Genomic DNA, 23,717 nt, shown 5'->3' with positions numbered 1-23,717 from the left:
TCACCACAGGCGGATCACCCCAGGCGGTCCCAGACGGATCACCCCAGCCGGACCGGCAGTTCCGGCAGGCCCCTCAGGAGGGTGCTGGTTCGCCAGGTGAGGGTGGTGGGGGTGGTGGCGAAGGTGAGGTGGGGGTGGTGTTGGAGGAGGAGGCGTAGGGCGATGGTGGCCTCGGTGCGGGCGAGGGGGGCGCCCAGGCAGTGGTGGAGGCCGTGGCCGAAGGCGAGGTGGGAGTTGGGGCGGCGGGTGAGGTCGAAGCGGTCGGGGGACGGGAAGTGGAGAGGGTCGCGGGAGGCCGCGGCCAGGGAGACCTGGACGGCGTCGCCGGGGGAGATCGGGGTGTCCGCGAGGATCAGGGGTTCGGCGGCGAAGCGCAGCACCGTGGCCTGGACCGGGGAGTTGTAGCGGAGGGATTCCTCTGTCGCCGCGCCGGTCAGGGTGAAGTCCGCGCGGAGGGCCGCCAGTTGGTCGGGGTGGGTCAGCAGGCTGTGGACGGTCGCCGAGATGAGGTTGACCGTCGTCTCGTGGCCCGCGACGAGGATGAGGAAGGCCATGCCGAGGAGTTCCTCGGAGGAGAGGGCGTCCGGGTCCGTGGCCGTCAGCTCGCTCAGCAGGGTGTCGTCGGGGGTGGCGCGTTTGCGGGCTATCAGGTTCGTGAGGTAGTCCGTGAGGGCCGCGGCCGCGCCTGCCGTCGCTTCCGGTGACGTCGGCATCACCAGTTCCGTCGACCAGTCGTGGAAGACGTTCCGGTCGGTGTCGGGGACGCCCAGGATCTCGCAGATCACCGCCACGGGGAGCGGCAGCGCGTACCGGCTCACCAGGTCGGCCGTGCCCTGAGCGGGCAGTTCCGACAGCAGGGCCGTCGCTATGTCCTCGATCCGGGGGCGTAAGGACGCCGTCCGGGCGGGGGTGAAGTGCGCGGCGACCGACTGGCGCAGCCGGGTGTGCTGGGGCGGGTCGCTCTGGAGCATGTTGACGCCGATCGCGTTGCCGCCGTCCGTCTCCCAGGCGGAGTGGCGGATGTCGTTGCTCAGCCGGGAGTCCGTCAGCGCGGCCCGGGCGGCGTCCCGGCTCACGACCAGCCAGCAGTCACCCGTCTGCGGGAGGTGCACCCGGTGCACGGGGCCCTTCGCGCGCAGGGCCGCGTAGACGGCGTGGGGGTCGGTCGCGAAGTCGTGGCCGTCGGGGGCCAGTTCGTCCAGCGTGGGTGCTCGCATGGCCTGTTCGCCGCCTTTCGGTTCGCGGTTCTCGATGCTATGTGGGGAGCTCTCCCCGTTTTCTGGTTCGACGATAACATCGGGGCATCGGCGCCGGGGAGCAGTCCCCGTTTGTCGCGGAGCGTGAGCTCTGAGCGTGAGCTCTGAGCGTGAGCGCCGAGGACGGGCGCGGAGGACGGGCGCGGAGCATGAGCACGGAGGATGAGCATGACCGTCGGTGCGGACCGCGCGACACCGCCGCCACGGCGGCGCGACGCGCAGCGCAACTGGGAGCTGCTGGTGGCGGCGGCCCATGAGGTGTTCACCGAGCAGGGGCTCGACGCGCCGCTGGATGTGATCGCCCGCCGGGCGGGAGTGGGGAACGCGACGCTCTACCGGCACTTCCCGAGCCGCGCCACCCTCATCGACGCCGTCTTCCACGACCAGCTCACGGACACGATGGCCGTCGGGGAGCGCGTCCGGAACGCGCCGGACGCCTGGACCGGGCTCAACGAATACCTCGGGACGGTCTTCGGCACGCTGGCCGCCGACCGCGGCACGAACGACCTCATGACCACGCACATGCGGGGTGTCGACGTCCTGGAGGACGTGCACGAGCACAACCGGCGGACCCTCGACCAGCTGCTGGCGCGCGGCCGCGACGAGGGCACCGTCCGCCCCGACGTCACCACCGAGGACGTCCTCTTCGCCCTCGCCGCCCTCGGCCGAGCCGTCCCGGCCCTCACCGCCGCGACCGCCCCCGACGCCTGGCGCCGCCCCCTGACCCTCCTCCTCGACAGCCTCCGCCCACCCGGACCTACGTCCCCGCCCCCGCCCTTGCCCGGGCCCGCCCTCACCGCCGCCCAACTCGGTGACGTACTGGAGGCGTTGGGATCTCATCGGGGGACGAGGGGATAGGGCCCTGTAGTCCTGGCCCGGACACCAGGGACCAGGTAGCCCGCCGGTAGCCATCTCCTCGGCGTCAAGGCCGTCATCGCCGAGTCCCTCGGCCTCATCGGCGAGGACGCCTTCCCCTCCGGTTGTCGAACTATCGAAGGAAGAAGTTGAGAAGGGCGTCGGTGCGCTTGCTGAAGGGGGCGTACAGGAGACGGGCGGCGTTCCAGTGGCCTTGCACGAAGATGCCCTTGGGGTGGCTGAGCGTTCGGAAGCCCTCGACGCCGTGGTACTGGCCCATGCCGCTGGCGCCGACGCCGCCGAAGGGAAGGTCGTCCTGTCCGACGTGCATGATGGTGCCGTTGACGGTGACGTTGCCGGAGGTCGTGCGGTCGAGGACCTTGCGGCGGTCGGTGTCGTTGCTGCCGAAGTAGTAGAGGGCGAGCGGTCGGGGCCGTGCGTTGACGTGGTCGATGGCGTCGTCGATGTCGCGGTAGGGGAAGACCGGGAGGATGGGGCCGAAGATCTCCTCGTGGGCGATGCGCATCTCGTCGGTGACGCCGAGCACGACGGTCGGTGCGAGGGTGTGCGGGCGGTGGGCGGCCTCGCCCGGTCGGTGACCGACCTCGATGATCCGCGCCCCGTGGTTACGGGCGTCTTCGATCAGGTCGGTGAGGATCGCGTACTGCTTGTCGTTGATGATCGAGGTGTAGTCCTTGCTGGTCGGACCGTCGGGGTAGGCGGCCTTCGCCAGCCTGTCGTAGCTGTCGACGAAGGTGTCGATCTCGGATTCGTGCACCAGGGCGTAGTCGGGGGCGATGCAGGTCTGCCCGCCGCTGAGGAGTTTGCCGAAGACGATGTCGGACACGGTCCGGTCGGTTACGTGTCCCTTGGCGACGATGGTCGGGGACTTGCCGCCCAGTTCCAGCGTGACGGGGACGAGGTGCTCGCTCGCCGCCTTCATCACGGCTCGTCCTACCTCGGTGCTGCCGGTGAAGACGAGATGGTCGAAGGGCAGGGAGGAGAACGCGCTGCCGTCGCCGCTGACGATCGTGACCTGCTCTTGTGCGAAGACCTCGCTCAGCATCGACGCGAGCACGGTGTTCGTCGCCGGGGTGAACTTCGACGGTTTGAGCATGACGCGGTTGCCGGCGGCGATCGCGGTGACGACCGGCATCAGCGACAGGTTGACGGGATAGTTCCACGGTGAGATGACCCCGACCACTCCGAGCGGCTGGTATTCGATGCGGTTGGTGCCGAAACGCATGTGCCAGGCGGTGTGGCGGCCGGTCGGGCGCATGAATCGACGGAGATTGCGCTCCAGGTAGTCGATGCCCTGGACGACGCCACCGAGCTCCATCATCGCGGTCTCGTGGCGCGAGCGGTTTCCGAAGTCGGTGTTGATCGCCTCCTCGATGACGCTCCGCCGGGCGATCAGTGCCGCCTTGAGCCTGCTCAGATCGCTGCGCCGCGCCGCCAGTGAGGGCGCTCCGTCGCGGAGATGGGCAGCGCGCTGAACAGCGAGGATGCGACCGAAGCGCTCCGCGTCCGTGGGCTGTGGTGTGACTTCCGTGATGGTCATGATGGTGGTCCTTTGCTGCTGGTGACGGCGACTGCTGCTGGTGACGGCGACTGCTGCTGGTGACGGCGACTGCTGCTGGTGGGGGCGACTGCTGCTGGTGACGGCGACCGCTGCTGGTCGGGGCGACTGCTCTGGTGAGGGCGGCGGAGGAGCAGTGCCGGCTAGCGGCGGGCCATCCGGCCCATGAACCGGACCGTCACGCGGCGCGGCAGGAACTTGCTGACGAGGGCGAGCGGGCGGCCGTTGGTGATCACCGACGGGGGCGCGGAGCGGCGGTCGAGCGTGTCCAGGGCCATCTTGACGACGTGCTCGGGGGTGGCTCGCTTCGTGCCGTAGTCGGCCTGCTGGCTGCCGGCGACGTCGTAGAACTCGGTCTTCGTGGCGCCGGGGCACACGGCGAGGACGCGTAGGCCGGTGTCGTGGGTCTCCTCCCACAGCGATTCGGTGAAGCTGAGGACGAAGGCCTTGGTGGCGCCGTAGACGCTCAGGTACGGGGTCGGCTGGAAGCCCAGCAGGCTCGCGACGTTGATCAGGACGCCGGTGTCGGCGGAGGCCAGCGGGCCGATGTAGGCGCGGCTGAGGTCGACCAGCGCGCTGACGTTCAGCGCGATCATGCTCTGCAGGCGGTCCGGGTCCTCGTCGGTGAGGGCGTTGTGGGTGGCGAAGCCGGCGTTGTTGACGAGGCCGGTGGCGTGGATGCCGCGGGATTCGAGTTCGGCGCGCAGGGTGCGGCCGGCGTCGGGCAGGCCGAGGTCGCGGGCGACGACGGTCACCGTGACGCCGTGGGCGCGGGTGAGTTCGTCGGCCAGGTCCTTGAGCCGGTCCGCGCGGCGGGCGACGAGTACGAGATCCGCGCCGCGACGGGCCAGCTGGCGGGCGAATTCCGCGCCGAGCCCGGAGCTGGCTCCGGTGACGATGACGGTCTGGCGGCGATAGTCGATTTTGCTCATGGCTGCACTCTACGCACGCTCTTGCACTGAGTGCAAGGAATTACATCTCGTGAAGAGATGTACCATCGGTGCATGGCTCAGAAACCGACACCCCTTCGGGAGCAGACCCGCTCGATGGTTCGCGCGCTCCTCGCCCGGACCGCCCTCGAACTGTTCGCCGCCAAGGGATACGACGACACGACACTCGACGAGATCGCCGCCGCGGCGGGTGTCTCCAAACGGACCCTGTTCAACTACTTCCGCAACAAGGAGGACCTCGCGCTCAACGGCCTGTCCGAGCAGGGGGAACTGATCGCCGCACGGCTCGCCGAGCGCCCGGCCGACGAGGACCCGTGGGCGTCGCTGCGTGCGGCGTTCCAGGTGCTGGAGGAGATCGACCTCACCGCCGAGCGCCGGCTCGAGATGATCACGCTGCTGTTCGGCAATGAATCCCTGCGCGCCGGCCACGCCGAGAAGCAGGCCCGCTGGCAAGACCTGTTCGCACCGTTGATCGAGCCGCGACTGCCCGACTCCGACCACCGGGCCCTGCAGGCCCGCGCGATCTCGGCCGCGGCGATCACCTGCCTCCAGGCAGCCACAGAAGAGTGGATGCGCCTGGGCGGACAGGCCGACCACTTCGACCTCTACGACGCCGCCGTACAGGCCATCCGCCGCCCCGCCTCACCACCAGAGAAGACAACGACATGAGCAAGCGCCTGCCCCCCGCCGACCTGCCGAACATGGCCGCCGCCCTGCGCGCCGAACGCGCCGAGATGCTGAACTTCACCAGCGGCCTCACCGACGACGAATGGACCGCGCCCAGCGCCGCAGCCGGCTGGCGCATCGCCGACGTCGTCGCCCACATCGGTGCCACCGCGCGCAGCTTCTACATGCCCTCGGGAGTGCGCACGGTCTTCGCCGCCAGCCTCGAGCAGGTGAACGAAGACCCCGTCGACCGGCGGCGCCACTGGAGCCGCGCCAAGGTGATGGCCGAGTACCAGCGCGCCGGCCGCCGAGCCACCACCCTCCTCGACGTCGTCAGACGCACGCCCGCCGCCCGAGTACGGGTACCGCTGGCCGAACTCGGCCGCCACCCCCTGGCTCTGTTGATCAGCGGAGCACTCGTCTTCGACCATCACACCCACCTGCGCCACGACATGGCCCCCGCCCTCGGCCGGCCCGCACCGCCCACCGACGCGGACCGCATGCGCGCGGTCCTGACGTGGATGATCGCCGTACTCGGCAATCAGGTCGCGCAGGCGCCGGTCGCCGGGCTCGACGCCCGCGTCGCACTGACCCTCACCGGCCCCGGCGGCGGGACCTGGTGGATCGACGAGGCAGGCGCCCTGGCTCCATCGAACGGCAAGGTCGCCGCGCACGTCACCGCCCCCGCGCTGACCTTCCCCGACTGGGGCACACAGCGGTCGTCCTGGCGCGACAGCGACGTGACGGTCACGGGCGACACGGAACTCGCCGCCCGCTTCCTCGACGCCGTCAACGTCATCTGACCGGCGCACGGGAAGCCCGCCTCGCCTCCGAGGCAGCCCCGGACCGCTTGTTCGCTGCTTTTCGTGGCGGCAAGTTCCGGCCGGGGTGCCACGGCTTCGAGCAGGTTCTCCGTTGCGCGAGGCTACTTGCCCAGGACCCTCACTCCCCGTCCAGCGTGATCGCCGCGGCCGGGCAGACCGCCGCCGCCTCGCGGACGGCCGGGTGGTGCGGTGGGGTGGGTTCCGCGTCGAGGAGTACGACGATGCCGTCCTCGTCGCGTTGGTCGAAGACTTCGGGGGCGATGAGGACGCACTGGCCGGCGCCGCAGCACTTCGCCTCGTCGACGTGGACCTTCAGGACCTTCATGGTGCCTCCCTTCGTCACCAGCGCACCGGGACCTCGCGCAGGCCGCCCACGAGGAGGCCCTCGACCTTGCGCAACTCATCGGCGGGGACGGCGAGTTCGAGGGTGGGGAGTTTGCGGAGGAGGACTTCCAGGACGACCTGGAGCTCGGTGCGGGCGAGGGCCTGGCCGAGGCAGGAGTGGGGGCCGGCGCCGAAGGTGAGGTGGGGGTTGGGGCTGCGGGTGAGGTCCATCTCGTCGGCGGCGGTGAAGACCCGCTCGTCACGGTTGGCGGCGGACATACCGCAGAACACGGTGGTGCCGCTGGGCAGCAGCTCCCCGTCGAGGTCGACGTCCTCGCTCAGATAGCGCCGCATCCCGAAGCCGCCGAGGTTGGCGTCGAAGCGGAGTACCTCCTCGACCGCCGTACGGACGAGGGACGGGTCGGCGAGCAACTGCTCCCAGCGGCCGCGGTCGGCCAGCAGCAGCGCGACCATCTTGCCGATCATGTTCGCGGTGGTCTCGTGGCCGGCGACCAGCAACCCCATGCCGGTGGCGAGGAGTTCGTCGTCGGTGAGCCGTTCGGCCTCCGGCAGCGCGGCGCTCTCCACGATCAGCATGCTGAGCAGGTCCTCGCCCGGCTCGGTCCGCTTCGCCGCGACGAGTTCGGCCATGTACCGCGCGAACTCGGTGAACGCCGCCCCCGTCTCCTCCTTCGAGAAACGGCTGACGTTCAGGAACGCGTCCGACCAGTGCGAGAAGCGGTCGCGGTCCTCGGCCGGCGCGCCGAGCAGATCGCAGATGACGTAGACCGGGAGCGGGAAGCCGAGGGCGGCCTTGAGGTCGCCGGGCTGTCCGCGCTCGATCATCTCGTCGAGCAGGGTCTCAGCGATCTCCGCCATACCGGGGCGCAGGGCCGCCATGCGTTTCGCGGTGAAGTACCGGCCCACCTGGCGCCGCCAGCGCAGATGCGGCTCGCCGGTCTCCGGGATCGCCAGCGCGTACTCGGAGGACGCGTCGGCCGCGACGCCGCCCGAGCCGTCGGCGGAGATCCGCGCGGTGTCGTCCCCGGCGCGCGGACGGGAGAAGCGGGGGTCGGACAGGAGGGCGCGGACGTCGTCGTAACGGCTCACGAACTTCGCCCGGTCGCCGCTCGGCAACTCCACCGTGGCCACCGGGCACTTCGCCCGCAGCCGTTCCCATGCGGCGGGCGGGTCCAGGGGGCCGGCGCTCGGCATCGGCAGCCGGACGACATCGGCGTCCCCGCCCGATTCGGTGCGATGACCCCTGTCCGGCTTGGTCTGGTTGGTGCGGGTTGTTCCGTCTTGGCTCGTTTCGACCTGGCCCATCTCTGTATCTCCTTATGTGGGGGAGGGGAGGGAGACGGGAATGCACGCTACACAGGTAGTGCATCGTGCATCAACGGTGCATCATGCACTCTCTATGCATGGCGCAAATTCGACGTAGGGTGAGGGGCCCATGGAGGCCAGGCAGACAGGAGGAGACCGGCGTGGATGCCCGAGAGGCGGGGGAGCGCATCGAGCGGGAGCTGCTGATCCTGACGCGGAACCGCGAGACGTCGACGCCCCGAGGCGTCCGCGACGGCGGGGCCCTGGACCGCAGCGCCTACGTCCTGCTCAGCAGACTCGAGGCCCAAGGGCCCATGTCCATCCCGGACTTCGTGGAGGCGTTCGGGTTCGCCGCGTCCACGTTCACCCGGCAGACCTCGGCGCTTCTGCGCGACGGCCTGGTGGAGCGGACCCTCGACCCCGACGGGGGAGTGGCCCGCAAGTTCCGCATCACCGACAAGGGCTCCGCGCGCCTCGCCGAGCAGCGCGAGGAGTTCGTCACCGGCCTGACCGGCGTCATCGCCGACTGGCCCGCCGAACGCCTCCAGCGCTTCGTCGCCGACCTGGAGCAGTTCAACACCGACATCGAACGCGCCAGCGGACGTTCCTGGCCACGGCCGATGGCCGATGGCCGGTGAACGCTGACAACAACAGCAGCAGCGACGACGCCTGCGGGATGGGAGAGGGCTGACCGCCGGATGACGGTCAGCCCCCTACGGTCGTAAGCCCGCGTACGCCGGTCAGTCCCCGTACGGCGGCCGACCGGTCGGCGTCAGCTCACGCACACGATGCCGAGCAGGCACAGCCCCGACGGTGAAGTCGTCGCCGTGTCGGAGCTCGAACCGCCCGACGTGCCCGTGCCCGTGCCCGTGTCCGAGCCGGAGTCCGTGCCGCTGCCCGTGTCCGTGCCGGTGTCGGTGCCCGTGCCCGTGCCCGTGTCCGTCGAGGAGCCGGCGTCGTCGGCGGCCGGAGGCGTGGTCGCCTTGTCCGTCGGTGTGCCGGTCGCGGCGTCGGTGGCCGTCTTGCCGTTGCTGGAGGAGCCGGTCCGCGCCTGCTCGGCGGACGGCGTCGGCGAGGCCGTCCGCGGCGTGTTGGGGTCGCCCTCGCGGGAGTTCGGCGTATCGACGGCCGAGCGGTCGCTGCGCGAGGTGCTGGTGCCCGGTGACCGCTTGGCGGGGGTGTCCGAGGTGCGCCGGGTGTCGTCGGTCTCCGTCGCCGACGTACGGCCGCGCTGCGAGCCCTGCTCCTCGACGCCGCCCAGGCTCTCGGCGTCCGGCGCCGTGGCCGCCTGGGTGCGGTCGGTGGACTGCCGGTCCATCCCGATGACGGTCAGGCCGCCGCCGACCAGCGCGACGGCGGTCGCGACCACGGCCCGGCGCTGGTTCTTCTTCCACCGCGCCAGCTGGCGCCGCCGCGCGGCCCGCCCCTGCGGCGCCGCCGGCACACCCTCCACGTCCACGTCCGGGTTCACGTCCTCGATGCCGGAGATGCCGGACGTCTCGTTGAGCGGGGCCTCGGACCGCGCGGCCCCGCCCCCGCCCCCGTTCCCGCCGAGTCCGAGGCCAGCCGCGGGCGCCCCGGCGGCCGAGCGGTCAGCCGAGAAGCCGTCCGTCGCCAACCGGTCGGTCGCGAAGCCGTCCCCCGCCAACCGCCCTGTGCCGTACTCGTCCGCCGCGAACCTGTCTTCCGCGAACTCGTCCCCCACCAAGCCGTGATCCGCCAAGCCGTGCGCCGGTGCGTCCTCGTGCCAACCGCCGTCCGTGGCGCCGTACTCCCATGTCGCCGCGGGCACGGTCGGCACCATCGGGAGCATCACCGACCCGGTGGTCGTCCCGGTCGTCCCGGTCGTCCCGGTCGCCCGGGACGGGCCGACGCGGCTGTCGATCGCGGCCGGGGCTATGTCGGGCGCGTAGGCGCCGCAGCCGGGGCACACGAGGGCGCCGTTGAGATGTCGGCGACATGAGGTGCAGTAGTCCATGGAGGTCTTCCTGTGTGGGCATGCCGCCGACCCGCCGGGCCGCGGCCCGGTCACGTCACGTTCGCACGTGGGATCGAGCGGATCGAGCGGTCAGCAACGCTAACGAGCCATTCTCAGAGCTGTGTGCAGGCTGTGTGATGCTCCTGCGTGGATCCTTCGGGGACTTGGAGCCGGTTCCGCAGGGATGTGCGGGCATGTGTTTGAGCCGTGCTCGCCACTGTTTGAGCCGTCCTCGCCGCCCCGTTCGTCGAATTCCGCCTCAACAGGCAACCCGCACACGCCGTTTACCAATCTCACAGGTTGCTCACAGGGCGGCCGGAGCAAGCCCGGCCGGGCCCAGGCGCGTTGGGGTGCGCCGTACGGTCGGCCGACCGGTCGCCGTCCGTGGGCTGTCCAGTCCGATGCCACTGACCATGGCACTCGCAGACGAGGAACCGATGACCAGCCAGATGACCAGTTCGAACAGTCCGAGCAGTCCGACGAACGGGCCGGGGGCCGACGGTACGGGCGAGGGGGCGACCGGCCGGACGAGAGGCCGGGAGCGCCGCAGCCGCCTGTCCCGTCCGGGTCTCGCCGCCCTGGCGTCGCTCACCGTGGTGGCCGCCATCGCCGGGGCCGCTCCCGGCGCCGGTGCCGCGCCCGCCGCGACGCCCGGGAAGCCGGAGCTCAAGCTGATCGCCGCGTCGAACTCCGTGACGCTCACCCGCTCCGAGTGGTCCCAGGGCGTCTTCCTGCAGCTCGGGACGTACGTCACGGTCGACAACGCGCCCCTGGAGTTCCAGGTGACGCGGAAGTCGTACAAGGACCCGATCGTCGCCAAGCAGATCCTCCGCGACGGCAAGACCACGAAGACGAAGACCCTGCCCAAGGGGCTGTTCAACGACTTCTCCGGGCTGCCCGGCTTCCTGGAGATCTCGGTCAAGAACGCGGCCGGCGACGAAGTGGTGAAGAGCGAGGGGAACTTCTGCCCGAACAACGCCTCGGGCCGGATCCGCCCGGACGCCCCGGCGACCAACCACTATCCGCAGAGCTGCTCCACCAACCCGTGGACGCTCGGCTCGGTGTGGGGCGTCGAGAAGGGCTGGGCGGCCAACACCACCACGTGGGACTACGAGGGGGGTGCGGTGGACCTGCCGGTCGGCGAGTACACCGCCCAGGTGGGCGTGGCGAAGAAGTACCGCGATCTGTTCGGCATGCCCGACGACCGGCCGACCGTCAAGGTGACGGTGCGGGAGGAGACCGAGGAGGGCGGCGGCGCGGGCCTGGCCCCGTCGAAGTCGTCGTCCTCCGCCCACCACGGCGGTGCTCACGGCGGCGACCACGCCGCCCAGTCGGCCCCGGCCGGACAGCCGGCCCAGGACGGCCACTACGGCCCGCGCGGCGCCGACGCCCCGACGCCGCCGGAGCTGTCCTTCGCCCTCAAGGACCGGGGCCTCGCCCACCACCTCGGCGACGGCAAGGGCCACACCGATGGCTCCCGCATCGCGCCCGCCCTGAAGGCCGCCCCCAAGCGGCCCACCGGCAAGGCGGGCGCCCCGGCGAACATCCCCAAGCCTGACCTGCGGTCGCTGCCCGCCTGGGACATCGCCATCACCGACGGCGAGGACGGCGACGTGGCCGGCAAGGACTACCTCGCCTTCAGCGCGAACGTCTGGAACGCGGGCCCCGCGCCCCTCGTCGTCGACGGCTTCCGCAAGCCCGGCGCGGACCTGATGGACGCGTACCAGTACTTCTACGACGCCGACGGCAAGCAGGTCGGCTACACCCCCACCGGCACCATGGAGTGGGACCCGCGCGAGGGCCACGAGCACTGGCACTTCACGGACTTCGCCAGCTACCGCCTGCTCAGCGAGGACCAGACGAAGGAGGTGCGCTCCGGCAAGGAGGCGTTCTGCCTGGCCAACACCGACGCCATCGACTACACGGTGAAGAACGCCAACTGGCACCCGGAGAACACCGACCTGTCCACCGCGTGCGGTTCGCAGGACGCCATCTCCGTACGTGAGGTCCTCGACGTCGGCTCCGGCGACACGTACACCCAGTACCGTCCCGGCCAGTCCTTCGACATCACCGACCTGCCCAACGGCACGTACTACATCCAGGTCATCGCCAACCCGGAGAACCGTCTCCAGGAGACGAACCACAAGAACAACATCGCGCTCCGCAAGGTCGTCCTCGGCGGCGACGCGGGCAAGCGCACGGTCCAGGTACCGCCGCACGACCTGATCGACGCGCCGTAACGGACGAGAGTCGCGGCTCGGCACGAACAACGAACCCCCCAGGCCCTGGGCCTGGGGGTTTCGCTGTGGGGGGTGGAGCGGGGGCTGTGGTCCGGGGGCGTTACGCCTTCGCTCCGGCGACCTCCGCCCGCTCCTCGGCCGGGCCTTCGGCGGCGGCCGCCGGGACGGCCGCGCGGCGCTTCGGGATGAAGGAGGCGAGGAGGAAGGCGAGGAGGGCGGCGCCGGCGCCGATGGCCATGACGACCTTGAAGCCGTTCTCGGAGGGAAGGGCGTAGCCGCCGAAGTCGGTGGTCATCTGGGCGAGGATGACGCCGGCGAGGGCGCTGGCGAACGAGGTGCCGAGGGAGCGCATCAGCGTGTTGAGGCTGTTCGCGGCGGCCGTCTCGGACTCCGGCACGGCACCCATGATCAGGGCGGGCATCGCGCCGTAGGTGAAGCCGACACCGCCGCCGATGATGCAGGAGACCAGGATGAGGTGCCAGACCTCGCTCATGAGGACGATGTTGAGGCCGTAGCCGGCGGCGACGATCAGCGCGCCGATCATCAGCGTCACCTTGGGCCCCTTGGCCTTGGTGAGTGCCGCGGACACGGCGGACATGGCCATCATCACCAGACCCTGCGGGGCCAGCACCAGACCGACGGTCATCATGGACTTGCCGAGGCCGTAGCCGGTCTCCTCCGGCAGCTGGAGCAGCTGCGGCAGGACCAGCGACATGGCGAACATCGAGAAGCCGAGCGCGATCGAGGCCAGGTTGGTGAACAGCACCTGCGGCCGGGCGGTGGTCCGCAGATCGACCAGCGGCCGCTTCGCCCGCAGCTCGTAGACGCCCCACGAGGCGAGGACGACGACCGCGGCGCCGAACAGTCCCAGCGTCGTCCCGCTCGTCCAGCCCCAGTCGCCGCCCTTGGAGACGGCCAGCAGCAGCGAGACCAGCCCGGCGGACAGCCCGAGCGAGCCGACGAGGTCGAAACGGCCGCCGGTGCGGACCTTCGACTCCGGTACGACCATCAGGACCAGCAGGAAGGACAGGGCGCCCAGGGCGGCGGAGGTCCAGAACAGGAGGTGCCAGTCCCAGTTGTCCGCGATGAACGCGGCGGCGGGCAGACCGAGGGCGCCGCCGACCCCGAGGGAGGCGCTCATCAGCGCGGTCGACCCGGCGAGGCGCTCGGCGGGCAGAACGTCCCGCATGATGCTGATGCCGAGTGGGATGACGGCGGCCGCCAGCCCCTGGAGCCCTCGCCCGATGATCATCGGGACGAGCGAGTCGGCCAGCGCGCAGACCACCGAACCGGACACCAGCAGCACGATGCTCAGCAGCAGCATCCGCCGCTTCCCGAACATGTCGCCGAGCCGTCCGACGACCGGCGTGGCCACCGCCGCCGCCAGCAGCGTCGCGGTCACCGCCCACGCGGTGTCCGACGCCGGCGCGTCCAGCAGCCTCGGCAGCTCCGGCACGATCGGAATGACCAGCGTCTGCATCAGCGCGACGACGATCCCGGCCAGCGCCAGCACCGCCACCACGGCGTTCGGCCGCGACGGGGCGCCGGCCCCCGCGTCGGCGGGTCGGGCAAGGGTGTGGGACATGGCGGGGCCTTTCGTCAGGAGAGAGAGGGGTTGGGAGAGGGCTTCATCGCCACTGCTTTGCTTGACTTACTCAACCATAAGCTGATTGCTTGACTTACGCAAGTTAGTTCGCGAGGCGACGTGCCCGGAGTGGCCGGTTCGGGTGGATCTCGGCCGCCTCGTGGGAGACTCGGCGGCGTGATTGTCGAACGTGCGTACGCTCACGTTGCCTCGTCCGGCGAACGGGACCCCGGCGAACGGGTCCCCGGCGAACGGGACCCCGGCGAGGGGGACCCCGGCGGAGGGGAACCCGATGAAGGGCAATGGCCTTGGTCCGTGCCCTGTGTGCGCGGGCTCGTCGCGGACGGCCTGCGCTTCACCGCGCCGGTGACCTATCTGGTCGGTGAGAACGGCTCGGGCAAGTCGACCCTCGTCGAGGCCCTCGCCGAAGGCTTCGGCCTGGACTCCTGGGGCGGCTCGCACGACTGGCGTTACGCCAGTCAGCGCCCGAAGTCGGTGCTGGGCGAGCGGATCCGGTTCGACGCGGCGCCGCGTGGACGGCGGATGCTGGGCAGCTGGTCCGCCCGCAAGGGCTTCTTCCTGCGCGCGGAGACGGCGCTGGACGCGCTGGACCGGGAAGGCTTCGCCCCGGAGTCGGTCAGTCACGGCGAGGGCTTCCTCGCGGCGTTCCGGGGGAAGTTCCTCCAGCCCGGCCTGTATGTGATGGACGAGCCGGAAGCGGCGCTGTCGTTCACGTCCTGCCTCGAACTGCTCGGCCACATCGACCAGTTGGTGAAGTGTGGCGGCCAGGTCATCTGCGCCACCCACTCCCCGCTGCTGACCGCCCTTCCCGGCGCGGACATCATCGAGGTCGGCGACCACGGCATGCGCCGGGTGGCCTGGGACGAGCTCGCTCTGGTCGACCACTGGCGCCGCTACCTCGCCGACCCGCGGTCGTATCTGCGGCACGTCCTGGGCTGAAGGCGCCCGGCGGGGCGAGAACGTCAGGAGCGCGGCAGCGGCAGCTCCGCGACCACCTCGAAGCCACCGTGGGGCCCCGGCCCGACCCGGAGCCGACCGCCGGCGGAGTGGGCGCGCTCGCGCATACCGATGAGGCCGTATCCGCCGCCGGGGGTGGGCGCCGGGGTGGCGGTCGCGGTGTGGCTGCCATGGCTGGCGTCGGTGGCGGTGGCAGTGGCAGTGGCGGTGGTGTTGGAGACGGTCAGCCGGAGTTGCGACGAGGTGTAGGCGAGGTGGACCTCGGCGGTGCGGGTGGACGCGTGTTTGTCAGTGGGTGGGGATAGCGTGCGTGTGACACCAATTGGCATGCGTCGCATGGGTCGCATGCGTCAGGGGGGGACAACCGTGACCACACTCGAAGGTCGACCGAACACCGCACTCCTCGTCGTCGATGTGCAGCGCGACGTCGTACAGGAGGCCCACGATCGCGACGCGGTCGTCGCGAACGTGGCCGCGCTGGTCGAGGGGGCGCGGCGGGGCGGGATCCCCGTCGTCTGGGTGCAGCATTCCGACGAGGACCTCGTGAAGGGGAGCGACGGCTGGCGGATCGTCCCCGAGCTGACTCCGGCCGATACCGAACCGCTCGTCCACAAGCGCTACGGCGACTCCTTCGAGGACACCACCCTCGAGGCCGTGCTCGCGGGCCTCGGGGTCGGCCGGCTCCTCGTCGTCGGCGCGGAGACCGACGCCTGCATCCGCTCGACGCTCCATGGCGCACTCGTCAGGGGCTACGACGCCACGCTGGTCGGCGACGCCCACACCACCGGGGACAAGTCGGCCTGGGGAGCGCCGTCCCCGGACCAGGTCATCGCCCACACGAACCTGTACTGGACCTACCAGACGGCACCGGGCCGGACGGCCGGGACCGTCGCGACGAAGGATGTGGAGTTCGGCGGGTCCTGAAACCGCTGGGCTCAGCCGGGTGGGTGGGCAGAGGGCCGCCCACCCCGCTGTCCGGCTCGGTCTCGGTCTGTGGCTCGCGGGTGGCCGGTGACGGCGAAGTGGCCGGCTGCCCAGGTGGGTTGGGGGCGCGTCAGACAACTACGATCAAGGTCATGGACATCGGGGGGCGCGGCCGGGTGTGGGCCGCAGTCGAGATAGTGACCGCTGTGGTGTGCGCGCTCGGGGCAGCGGGTCTCCTGCTGTGGCTGGGCTGGAACGGATCCTGGGCCCTGGGACTACTGGCGTCCAAGGGGGCGGCCAAGGCCGCGGTACTGGGGTTGACGGGCCTGGCCGCCGGGTTGCTGTGGCTGCGGCAGCGCCGCAACCGGTCGGAGGACTCGGAGGGGTGAGCGGGCCGGGCTGTGTCCCTCATGTCTCTGGAAGTGATCTCAACTGGCCGGTCTGCGCAAGCAGATCGAAGGCGACGGCGGAGGCTCACAACAGGCCGAGGTCCCGGGCGCGGAGTGCTGCCTGGGTGCGGTCGCGCAGGGAGAGGCGGGTGAGGATGCGGGAGATGTGGTTCTTTACCGTGCCCTCGCTGAGGTACAGCCGCGCGGCGATCTCCCGGTTGGTGTGCCCGTGTGCCACGAGCCGCAGGATGTCCGTCTCGCGTGGGCTGAGGGAGACCGCGGGGGCCTTGGCGGCGGGGGCAGAACGCGGCAGGAACGCGGTCAGGTGGTGGGCGACGGACGAGTCGAGCTGGGTGACGCCCGCGTGCGCCAGGCGGACCGCGTGGGCGAGTTCCTCGGCCGGCAGGTCCTTGAGGAGATAGCCGTGCGCGCCGGCCCGCAGTGCCCGCACGACGTACTCCTCGTCGTCGAACGTCGTCAGCATCACCACCCGGCACTCCGGCGCCCGGTCCCGCAGGACGGCGGCCGCCTCGACTCCGTCCGTCTCCGGCATCCGGACGTCCATGAGCACGACGTCCGGCCCCAGTTCCAGAGTCTTCGCGACGGCGTCCCGGCCGTCCACGGCGGTGCCGACGACTTCGATGCCCGGGCGGATGGAGAGCAGGGAGGCGATGCCGTCCCGGATGAGCCGCTGGTCGTCCACCACGAGCACCCGCACGGGCGGCGCCTGCTCCGGTTCCTCATTCTCATGGTCATTCGCATTGTTCATGTCACTGCTCCCCCGTCTGCCCGGACTTCGCCGACGCCCCGCGCGGGACCGTCACCGTCACCCGGGTGCCGGCGCCCGGACCGCTGTCGATGTCGATGCTTCCCGCCACCAGATGTACCCGCTCCCGCATGCCGAGCAGCCCGAACCCGGCGGCGTCCGCGTCCGGTGCGAAGCCGCGGCCGTCGTCCGTCACCTCCAGCCGCGCGGCGTCCCCGGCCAACCGGACCACCACCCTCACCTGTGAGGCCCGCGCATGGCGGCGCGCGTTGGTCACGGCCTCCTGCGCGGCCCGGTACAGCGCGGTCAGCTCGACCGCGCCGTAACCGTCCTCGTCGCCGCTCACCTCGACGGTGACCCGCGGCTGTGCCGCGCCGTCCCGCACCAGCGCGGCGAGTGCCGCCGACAGTGTGGGGCGCGTCGCCTCGTCCCGCAGAGCGCGCACCGACTGCCGTACGTCGCCCAGCGCGAGCCGCACGGATCGCCGTGCCTCGTTCAGGGCCCGTTGGGCCGCGTCGGGGTCCAGGCTTCTGAAGTCCGAGGCCATCTCCAACTGCACGGACATCGCGGTGAGATGGTGACCGAGGCTGTCGTGGATGTCCCGCGCCAGCCGGTTGCGCTCGGTGGCGGCGGACAATTCGGCGACCCGCGCGGCATACGCCTCCAGTTCGAGCCGTGCGCGCTGCTCGCCGACGGCCACCGCCGCCATCGAGACCGCCAGCACCAACCCGACGCAGAGCATCAACAGGTCGGACACGTGCTCCTGATCGCGGTACCAGCCGGGCACGGTCAACAGGTAGGTGGCGAGCGGCACCGCCAGACACAGCGCGCCCAGCGCCAGCGCCGTGGTGCGGCCGAAGGCGAAGTAGGCGGTGAACGGCACCAGCACGACCAGCACTTGGGACAGTCCCGAGGCGTCCAGCAGCACCACCGCGCCGATCAGGGCGCAGCGGGCCAGCAGCAGCGGCACCCGGGCATCGGGCCGACGGCGTCCGGCCGCCTCCAGGGCGAACAGCGCGCCGATCGCGGTGACGAAGCCGGCCGTCCGCCAGGCCGTCGGCCCGGGGCCGTCATCCAGGCCGGCCGCCGCGGAGTACAGACCACCCACCAGTACGACGCCGTACAGCAGCGGCGACACCCATCGCACGGGCACATACGCCACCATGCGCACCCCCTCACCCGGTGCGGCCAGGCTAGGGCCTGTCGGTAACGGTCACGACCGCCCCGGGCCCCCGGCGAGCACATCAGGGCCGGAACAGGCCCGACGGCATGTGCCGAACGGCACGGCACCCGTCCGGAAGACGTGACGTCCGGCCGCCGATGCGCGACGTCCTTCATCTCCCGACGCCGTCCGGCTGCCTCCTACGGTTCCGTCAGTTCCGTCAGTTCCGTCTGCGCGACCACCCACCACTACCGTCCGAGCAACCGGGAGTGGCCCCGTGTCCTCATCCGTCACCTCATCGACGTCGACCACCTCATCGACCATGCGCGCCGGCGCCCTGTGCGGGGCGCTGTCCGGCCTGCTGATCGCCCTGCCCGGCCTGGTCGAGGCGTTCACCGGAGAGACCTCGGCGACCAGCGTCCCGCTCGCCCTCGCCCCCGCGTTCGCCCTGCCGCTGCTCACCGCGCTGCACCTGGTCCAGGGACAGGCCGCCGGGAGCCTCGGGAAGATCGCCGCCACCGTGAACCTCATCGGCCTCGGCCTGTTCGGCGGTGCCGCGTTCGCGTCGAACCTGGTGCTCTTCTACTTGGACGAGAACGTCGTCGACCAGACCCTGACCGGCCCCACCGTCCCCGTGCTCATCGGTTCCGCGGCCGTCTTCGCCGTGGGCTGCGCCCTGTTCGGGGCGGCCATGATCCGCGCCCGGGTCTTCCCGAGGGTCCCGTCGTGGGGGTACGCCGTGGTGCTGCCGCTGTTCGCGTTCCTGACCGCGCTGCCCGACTCCCTGCTCACCAGCGGGCTGCACGTCCTGGTCGGCGTCATCCTGATGTGGCTCTCGGCCGCACTGTGGCGCACGGCCCCAGGCGTCGAGCACACCACGGACCCGAACCGGACACCGGTCGTCAGCGCGGGCTGAGGGACCCTTGGACCTTCGGCGTACACCTGTGAACGGGCCCTCGGACCGGTTGTGCCGGTCCGAGGGCCTCACCCCACCGGGTCAGTTCAGGCGATCCAGGCGTTGGCCTCTGCTCTCCGCGACGCGGAGAGCGTCGCCGAGCGCCTCGGTCAAACGCTCGGCGAGGAAACGGAGTTCGCCCTGCGGGCTGTCCGGAAGCAGGTCCTGGGCGTGGGCGAGCAGTTCGGTGCCCATGCCGAGCTGGATGGATTCCGTGGCGTCGGCCAGGCGGGAGACCGGCCCGCCCCGGTCGTCGGTGATCAGGTAGCAGAGCTTGCCGTCCGCTCCCGACCACGGCAACAGGCGCCCCATGACCGCCGGTTGCAGCCCTTCGGTGCTCGCGTCCATCAGGCGACCTCCATCCCGTGGATCCAGTACGGGCCCGGCATGTCCAACCCCAAGGTGGCCATGGCCAGTTCGCGTCGCCGATGACGTTGTTCGTCGGCGGTGACGTACGGGCGTACGGCCACGGTGGCGGCGCCGTCGAGCGGGGTGTCCACGTCCAGGCCGTACGGGCTGCGGTGGGTGGGGAGGGAGGGCGTAGGTGGTGCGAGGGGGGCGGTCGGGTGCGTGGGGTGGTGGTGCGTTGTTCGGTGATGCCTGCCGGGTGGGGGTGGGGTGAGCAGAAGGCTCAGCCGGGCGATGAGGCGACCGATAAGGTCGGCCATGTCATCAACTCCTTCAGGTTTAGTTGGTGGCCGCGCCCCCGGACGGCTTGCTCCCGTCGCGGGGGTTTTCTGCTCTCACGTTACCCCAGTGCATCACGGTGTACTAGGGCATATCGGGGATCGCACTGGTGTCCTGAGTGTAGGCATGGTGGTGTAGTGATGCAGTTCGTACCTGATATTCCCCGCTGGCGGCAGGTTGCCGAGGTCATTCGTGGCCGGATCGATGACGGAACCTACCCACCGCGCACCCGAGTGCCGTCCGTCATGCAGATCATCGCCGAGTTCGGGATCGCGACAGCGACTGCTCAGAAGGTGCTCGCGGGACTCCGCAAGGAAGGCCTCATCTACACAGAACCCGGCCTTGGCTCCTTCGTCGCCGAGCGCCCCGTGGAGCCGGAGCGGTAGTACGGCCGCCCGCTAGGCCAGGACCGGCAGGGGGATTGCCCCGCTCACCAACTTGACTTGCGGCGCAGGCGTCCGGCCCTCGCCCGAGCCGGCGGACTGCCAGTGTTCGCGTCGGCCGGGGCGGTGGGCGGCGCCGAGATGGAGACGATGGTGATGACCGCGTTGGCCACCGCCCAGGGCATCGGGTCGGCGAGGGCGGGCGGACGCCTCAGAGGTCGGAGTGTCTGCTTGGTTTGCTGCATCGCAGGCACTTGCACGGGGGCCATTCCGCCGTGATGAAGGGACAGAGGTCATCCGTGGCGAAGACAGCCCGCTCGGGTTTCCAGGTCTGCCCGGAGTCGTGGGAGACCCGCATGGTCATGAGCGCGTGATCTGCGAAGAGTTCGGGTTTCTTCGCCTCGCTCATGGCGTGTGCTTCCGCCTGGTGCCGACGCAGCTCCACTCCCCTTCGCAGTCGGCCCCCGGTCCGGGGGCTTGCGTACGACGCTACGGAGGGCGTTGCTCTTCGTCCATGTCGGCTCTGGAATATTCCCGGTCTGGCATAGGACGCCGATTATTTGCTGCGGCTCGCTGTCTGCACGACCGTCAGGTCCGGCACTGGTGCCGACACCAACTCCACCGCCGCCGGCCGGCTCACCAAGGGCAGAGTTGCCCGAAAGGGTGGTCATTGGGTCGATCCACCCCCCGGACAGTGTCCAGGATGAGTAGCATGCCGCCGGTTGATAGTCGTATGAACGTCGGAGGCGGGGGCCCCATGACCACGGTCGAGAGCTACTGGGACAAGACCGACGACGAACTGTATGCCCTGCTGGGGGCCGAACTCCTGGGCGAAGGTCTCGGCCTCTCGCCGGAGGACGAGGAGAGCCACCGGGAGTTCGGCAAGGAGTGGTTCGCGGACAAACACGCCGAACTCCAGCGGCGAATCTGCCACCACGAGAAGGCGCAGGCGTTCCTCGGCACGACATCGACGGACCGGCTCATCGACGCCTTCACCGTGCAGGAACTGATCGCCGACTTCGCGGGCGACGCCAAGACCGCCGTCCTGATCGCGGTACTGGTGGGCCGGGTCGGGCTCGGTGTGTTCTGCCGCACCGCCCCGGCGCCGGAGCTCTCCGCGTGAGCGGCGGGAGCCTCGCCTACCGCCAGTACGAGAAGCTGAGGGTCAACCGGGCCCGTCAGTTGGCCAAGATGCGTGCACGGCTGACCGAGCTGGGGGACGACCGCGGGCTGCGGGAACTCGACACGATGATGGCGGAGTTCGGCGCGACCGGACCCCAGTTCCCGGACGACCCCGTCGGTGAAGGGCTCACGGAGATGGTCGGGAACGTGAAGGACGCCCTGGCCGACCTCGGTGCGAGCCGCACGGCCCTGGACGACGTATGGGCCGTGGCCCTCAATCGCGACACGTTCTCCGCCCGGATGACCCGCTTCACCGACGACTCGGGACTCGTCACGGTGTCGGATGCGACCGTCAGCCTGTGTGGGCTGTACGCCCAGGCGCTGGGGCTCGCCGGGCAGCGCGGCCCCGAGACGCAGGTCCTGACCGGACTGCTGCGCTACTACACCACACAGCAGCGGGTGTTCGGGCTCGCGGGGAAAATGGAGATCCGGCTGGAACCGATGGCCACGCAGTACGCCATCCTTCTCCAGTACATGTCCGCGCAGTTCGTCCTGGCCCACGAACTCGCGCACTACGTCCTGGGGCACGCGTCCTCGGTGAGCGCCTTCGCGCCCGACGAGTACCTGCCCGTCTGTTCGGAGAGCCACCAGCTTGAGGCGGAAGCCGACCTGCACGCGTTGCGGGCCGTCCGGCGCGCGTGCGAACGGCTCTTCGACGATCTGCCGTCTGCGAGCGAGCAGGCGGCTCTCGGGGCCGTCGGAGCCGCCATCGGGATGCTGGCCGTGCATGTCACCGAACGGGCGCTCTTCGTTCGCCGGGGCGCGAGCCACCCGCCCGCCCGGCAGCGGGCGGCCGCGCTGTTGCGGGAGATGAACCCCGAGGAGCGCAAGCTCGCCCAGGAAGCCCTCGACCTGGCCCTGGATGCGACCGAGGCCGCCTCCGGCACCGGGGCGGGAGCCGTCTCCTTCACCTCGGAGATGTTCGGATCAGCCCCCATCCACACCCCGCTCGACCCCTCGTACCTGAGGACCACCGAGGTGTGCGACGCGATCCAGTGCCGCTCGCGGGACTGGTATGTGAGCCTCTTCGACCAGGCGGCCGGTGAGCTCGGCCTCCCCTGGCTCGCGGACGGTGCCCGGCTCGCCGCTGAGGACGATCCAGCGGGGGCGCTGCGGACGTGGGGTGTGCCGAAGGGAAACATCGGCGCCCTGTGCGATCCGCAGCAGCCGCTGACCTTCTACGCCCTGTACTTGAAGCTGCGGGCCGCTTTTACCGCCGGTGGGATGCAAGCCAGCCACCTGCTCACCTACGCGCTCGCGGCGGCAACGCTGGTCGGTGAGCCGCTGGGCGGAGAGACCGGCCAGACTACGGCCGACAGGGCGTAGGGCGCGCACGCCTTCAGCTCGTGGATCAGTCCTCGACGGTGTTCCGACTCAGTCGGACGTGACGACCTAAGGAGTTCAAGGCATGGCAACAGGTTCCCTCGACGGGCCGGTTCCGGCAGCAGACGGACGTGGGCAGCGAGTCCTCGACCTCCTGGACAAGGCGATCGACACCCAGAGCCTGCTGGTGCGCAAGAACATCGCCCGGGCCCGCCAGCGGAACCCGGAGGCGACACCGGCACAGGTGATCCGCAGTCTGGAGCGGATGTACGTCAGCGCCTTGACCGGGACGGGTGCCGCAGTCGGAGGAGCCGCGGCCGCCCCCGGCGTCGGCACGGGAGTCGCCCTGGCACTGTCGGCGGGCGAGGCTCTCTCGTCTCTTGAGCTGAGCGCCCTCTTCGCGCTCTCGCTCGCCGAAGTCCACGGAGTCCCTATCGACGAAATCGAGCGCCGCCGGACGATCGTGATGGGAATCATGCTCGGCGGGACCGGCTCCGCCACCATTGGCAAGGTCGCTGAGCGTACGGGGCAGCACTGGGGACGTCAGGTGGTCGCCAAGGTGCCTGTCGAGACGTTGCGCCAGATCAACAAGATCTTGGGGAAGAACTTCATCACGAAGTACGGGACCAAGCAGGGGATCATCGTTCTCGGCCGAGTGGCACCGTTCGGTATCGGCGCTGTGATCGGTGGTGGCGCCAACGCCGCCCTCGCCGCTCTGGCGGTGAGGGCCGGTCGTCGCGCGTTCGGCCCACCCCCGACGTCGTGGCCAGGGTCGACGCACAGCACACCGCCGACGTCCGAGGACTCGCTTGGCTGACGCTCGGGCCGCCATCGCAGGCCTCCCTGAGCTCGCCCTGGGCGATACGCCTACGCCGGCGTCAGCGCCGGGAGGGAGGTCGGCTTCTTCAGGATGTGGAGCTGGGGGGTGGTGAGCGGCTTCCGGCTACGGTCCGCCGCGAACACGCACAGCCGCAGGACCAGGAAGCGGCCTATGCCCGCGAGGCCGGAGGCGCTGAGGTAGACCAGCTGCTCGGTGAGGGCGCCGGGGGACGACTGGACCGCGTGCAGGGCGAGCATCGCGGCGGACGTCACCGCGTACGCGGCGGCGGCCGAGCCGGCGGACTGACCGTGTTCGCGCCGGCCGGGGCGGTGGGCGGCGCCGAAGGTGAAGCGGGCGTGGAGTTCGGTGCACAGGAGGGTGGAGGCGATGGTGATGATCGCGTTGGCCACCGCCCAGGGCATCGAGTCGGCGAGGAGGGCCACCGCGCCGCTGGAGAGGAGGCCGACTCCGCCGCCGGTGAGTACGAAACGGGCGAAGGAGGAGAGGGGGCCGGGGGCCGCCGGGGGCGTGAGGGGCGCTGTGTCCATGGCGGGCTCCGTCCGGT

Annotated in this window: 26 protein-coding genes; 13 read left to right on the top strand and 13 right to left on the bottom strand. The window is 70.7% G+C overall.

Annotated features, from left to right (window positions below; all coding sequences use genetic code 11):
* Positions 1-38: 38 nt before the first annotated feature.
* On the bottom strand, positions 39-1,217 hold the full coding sequence (locus tag JIX56_RS22515; RefSeq protein WP_257543009.1) for a cytochrome P450 family protein: 1,179 nt from the start codon (positions 1,215-1,217) through the stop codon (positions 39-41).
* A 207-nt stretch (positions 1,218-1,424) separates the two neighbouring features.
* Here JIX56_RS22515 and JIX56_RS22510 point away from each other — a divergent pair, with 207 nt between their 5' ends.
* Positions 1,425-2,114: a TetR/AcrR family transcriptional regulator gene (locus JIX56_RS22510; protein WP_257543008.1), complete on the top strand. Its 690-nt coding sequence runs from the start codon at positions 1,425-1,427 to the stop codon at positions 2,112-2,114.
* A gap of 130 nt (positions 2,115-2,244) precedes the next feature.
* Here the strand turns inward: JIX56_RS22510 and JIX56_RS22505 are convergent, their stop codons facing one another.
* The gene (locus JIX56_RS22505) at positions 2,245-3,672 is read right to left on the bottom strand and encodes a coniferyl aldehyde dehydrogenase (protein WP_257543007.1); all 1,428 of its coding nucleotides are present in this window, start codon (positions 3,670-3,672) and stop codon (positions 2,245-2,247) included.
* A gap of 161 nt (positions 3,673-3,833) precedes the next feature.
* A complete protein-coding gene (locus JIX56_RS22500) occupies positions 3,834-4,622 on the bottom strand; it encodes an SDR family NAD(P)-dependent oxidoreductase (protein ID WP_257543006.1) in 789 nt (262 codons plus the stop codon).
* A gap of 72 nt (positions 4,623-4,694) precedes the next feature.
* On the opposite strand from JIX56_RS22500, the gene JIX56_RS22495 reads away from it, so the two are divergent.
* Positions 4,695-5,309, top strand: coding sequence for a TetR/AcrR family transcriptional regulator (locus JIX56_RS22495; protein ID WP_257543005.1), 615 nt, complete (start codon positions 4,695-4,697; stop codon positions 5,307-5,309).
* Positions 5,306-6,109, top strand: coding sequence for a maleylpyruvate isomerase family mycothiol-dependent enzyme (locus JIX56_RS22490; protein ID WP_257543004.1), 804 nt, complete (start codon positions 5,306-5,308; stop codon positions 6,107-6,109). Before JIX56_RS22495 ends, JIX56_RS22490 begins: the two co-directional genes overlap by 4 nt.
* Positions 6,110-6,248: 139 nt before the next feature.
* On the opposite strand, the gene JIX56_RS22485 is transcribed toward JIX56_RS22490, so the two are convergent.
* Together JIX56_RS22485 and JIX56_RS22480 are read right to left on the bottom strand one after the other, a co-directional pair.
* On the bottom strand, positions 6,249-6,446 hold the full coding sequence (locus JIX56_RS22485; protein WP_257551034.1) for a ferredoxin: 198 nt from the start codon (positions 6,444-6,446) through the stop codon (positions 6,249-6,251).
* 23 nt (positions 6,447-6,469) lie between these two features.
* A complete protein-coding gene (locus tag JIX56_RS22480; RefSeq protein WP_257543003.1) occupies positions 6,470-7,780 on the bottom strand; it encodes a cytochrome P450 in 1,311 nt (436 codons plus the stop codon).
* 161 nt (positions 7,781-7,941) lie between these two features.
* On the opposite strand from JIX56_RS22480, the gene JIX56_RS22475 reads away from it, so the two are divergent.
* Positions 7,942-8,418, top strand: coding sequence for a MarR family winged helix-turn-helix transcriptional regulator (locus JIX56_RS22475; RefSeq protein WP_257543002.1), 477 nt, complete (start codon positions 7,942-7,944; stop codon positions 8,416-8,418).
* Positions 8,419-8,552: 134 nt separating this feature from the next.
* On the opposite strand, the gene JIX56_RS22470 is transcribed toward JIX56_RS22475, so the two are convergent.
* A complete protein-coding gene (locus tag JIX56_RS22470; RefSeq protein ID WP_257543001.1) occupies positions 8,553-9,758 on the bottom strand; it encodes an SCO2400 family protein in 1,206 nt (401 codons plus the stop codon).
* 413 nt (positions 9,759-10,171) lie between these two features.
* On the opposite strand from JIX56_RS22470, the gene JIX56_RS22465 reads away from it, so the two are divergent.
* Entirely contained in the window at positions 10,172-11,998 is a 1,827-nt protein-coding gene (locus JIX56_RS22465) for a lysyl oxidase family protein (RefSeq protein WP_257543000.1), read from the top strand.
* Between the two features lie 100 nt (positions 11,999-12,098).
* On the opposite strand, the gene JIX56_RS22460 is transcribed toward JIX56_RS22465, so the two are convergent.
* Entirely contained in the window at positions 12,099-13,583 is a 1,485-nt protein-coding gene (locus JIX56_RS22460; protein WP_257542999.1) for an MFS transporter, read from the bottom strand.
* Positions 13,584-13,760: 177 nt separating this feature from the next.
* On the opposite strand from JIX56_RS22460, the gene JIX56_RS22455 reads away from it, so the two are divergent.
* Positions 13,761-14,543, top strand: coding sequence for an AAA family ATPase (locus JIX56_RS22455; protein ID WP_443031858.1), 783 nt, complete (start codon positions 13,761-13,763; stop codon positions 14,541-14,543).
* Positions 14,544-14,566: 23 nt separating this feature from the next.
* Here the strand turns inward: JIX56_RS22455 and JIX56_RS22450 are convergent, their stop codons facing one another.
* Entirely contained in the window at positions 14,567-14,890 is a 324-nt protein-coding gene (locus JIX56_RS22450) for an ATP-binding protein (RefSeq protein ID WP_257542997.1), read from the bottom strand.
* A gap of 37 nt (positions 14,891-14,927) precedes the next feature.
* On the opposite strand from JIX56_RS22450, the gene JIX56_RS22445 reads away from it, so the two are divergent.
* Together JIX56_RS22445 and JIX56_RS22440 are read left to right on the top strand one after the other, a co-directional pair.
* On the top strand, positions 14,928-15,485 hold the full coding sequence (locus JIX56_RS22445) for an isochorismatase family protein (protein ID WP_257542996.1): 558 nt from the start codon (positions 14,928-14,930) through the stop codon (positions 15,483-15,485).
* Between the two features lie 152 nt (positions 15,486-15,637).
* Positions 15,638-15,874, top strand: coding sequence for a hypothetical protein (locus tag JIX56_RS22440; protein ID WP_257542995.1), 237 nt, complete (start codon positions 15,638-15,640; stop codon positions 15,872-15,874).
* Between the two features lie 85 nt (positions 15,875-15,959).
* Here JIX56_RS22440 and JIX56_RS22435 read toward each other — a convergent pair whose 3' ends face one another.
* Both JIX56_RS22435 and JIX56_RS22430 read right to left on the bottom strand, forming a co-directional pair.
* Positions 15,960-16,643: a response regulator gene (locus tag JIX56_RS22435; RefSeq protein ID WP_257542994.1), complete on the bottom strand. Its 684-nt coding sequence runs from the start codon at positions 16,641-16,643 to the stop codon at positions 15,960-15,962.
* Position 16,644: 1 nt separating this feature from the next.
* Complete coding sequence (locus JIX56_RS22430) at positions 16,645-17,805, bottom strand: sensor histidine kinase (protein ID WP_257542993.1); 1,161 nt, start codon at positions 17,803-17,805, stop codon at positions 16,645-16,647.
* A gap of 274 nt (positions 17,806-18,079) precedes the next feature.
* On the opposite strand from JIX56_RS22430, the gene JIX56_RS22425 reads away from it, so the two are divergent.
* Positions 18,080-18,718, top strand: a complete 639-nt coding sequence (locus JIX56_RS22425) for a hypothetical protein (protein ID WP_257542992.1) — start codon at positions 18,080-18,082, stop codon at positions 18,716-18,718.
* 81 nt (positions 18,719-18,799) lie between these two features.
* Here the strand turns inward: JIX56_RS22425 and JIX56_RS22420 are convergent, their stop codons facing one another.
* Complete coding sequence (locus JIX56_RS22420; protein ID WP_257542991.1) at positions 18,800-19,105, bottom strand: hypothetical protein; 306 nt, start codon at positions 19,103-19,105, stop codon at positions 18,800-18,802.
* Positions 19,105-19,425 carry a hypothetical protein gene (locus JIX56_RS22415; protein WP_257542990.1) on the bottom strand — a complete coding sequence of 107 codons (321 nt, stop codon included), beginning with the start codon at positions 19,423-19,425 and terminating at the stop codon, positions 19,105-19,107. The genes JIX56_RS22420 and JIX56_RS22415 overlap by 1 nt, the downstream gene beginning before the upstream one ends.
* Positions 19,426-19,584: 159 nt before the next feature.
* Here JIX56_RS22415 and JIX56_RS22410 point away from each other — a divergent pair, with 159 nt between their 5' ends.
* The 4 genes from JIX56_RS22410 (at position 19,585) to JIX56_RS22395 (ending at position 23,149) form a co-directional block, all read left to right on the top strand.
* On the top strand, positions 19,585-19,830 hold the full coding sequence (locus tag JIX56_RS22410; protein WP_257542989.1) for a GntR family transcriptional regulator: 246 nt from the start codon (positions 19,585-19,587) through the stop codon (positions 19,828-19,830).
* A 754-nt stretch (positions 19,831-20,584) separates the two neighbouring features.
* Positions 20,585-20,950 (top strand): hypothetical protein, encoded by a 366-nt coding sequence (locus JIX56_RS22405; RefSeq protein WP_257542988.1) that lies wholly within the window; start codon positions 20,585-20,587, stop codon positions 20,948-20,950.
* Positions 20,947-22,335 (top strand): hypothetical protein, encoded by a 1,389-nt coding sequence (locus JIX56_RS22400; RefSeq protein ID WP_257542987.1) that lies wholly within the window; start codon positions 20,947-20,949, stop codon positions 22,333-22,335. Before JIX56_RS22405 ends, JIX56_RS22400 begins: the two co-directional genes overlap by 4 nt.
* Before the next feature lie 82 nt (positions 22,336-22,417).
* Positions 22,418-23,149 carry a hypothetical protein gene (locus JIX56_RS22395; RefSeq protein ID WP_257542986.1) on the top strand — a complete coding sequence of 244 codons (732 nt, stop codon included), beginning with the start codon at positions 22,418-22,420 and terminating at the stop codon, positions 23,147-23,149.
* Positions 23,150-23,199: 50 nt separating this feature from the next.
* Here the strand turns inward: JIX56_RS22395 and JIX56_RS22390 are convergent, their stop codons facing one another.
* Positions 23,200-23,700, bottom strand: a complete 501-nt coding sequence (locus JIX56_RS22390) for a hypothetical protein (protein WP_257542985.1) — start codon at positions 23,698-23,700, stop codon at positions 23,200-23,202.
* Positions 23,701-23,717 lie beyond the last annotated feature (17 nt).

This window comes from Streptomyces sp. CA-210063 (assembly GCF_024612015.1).
In the GTDB taxonomy this organism is placed as follows: Bacteria; Actinomycetota; Actinomycetes; order Streptomycetales; family Streptomycetaceae; genus Streptomyces.
Note: the sequence above shows the minus strand (reverse complement) of the source record. Positions and strands in the feature narration are given on the sequence as shown.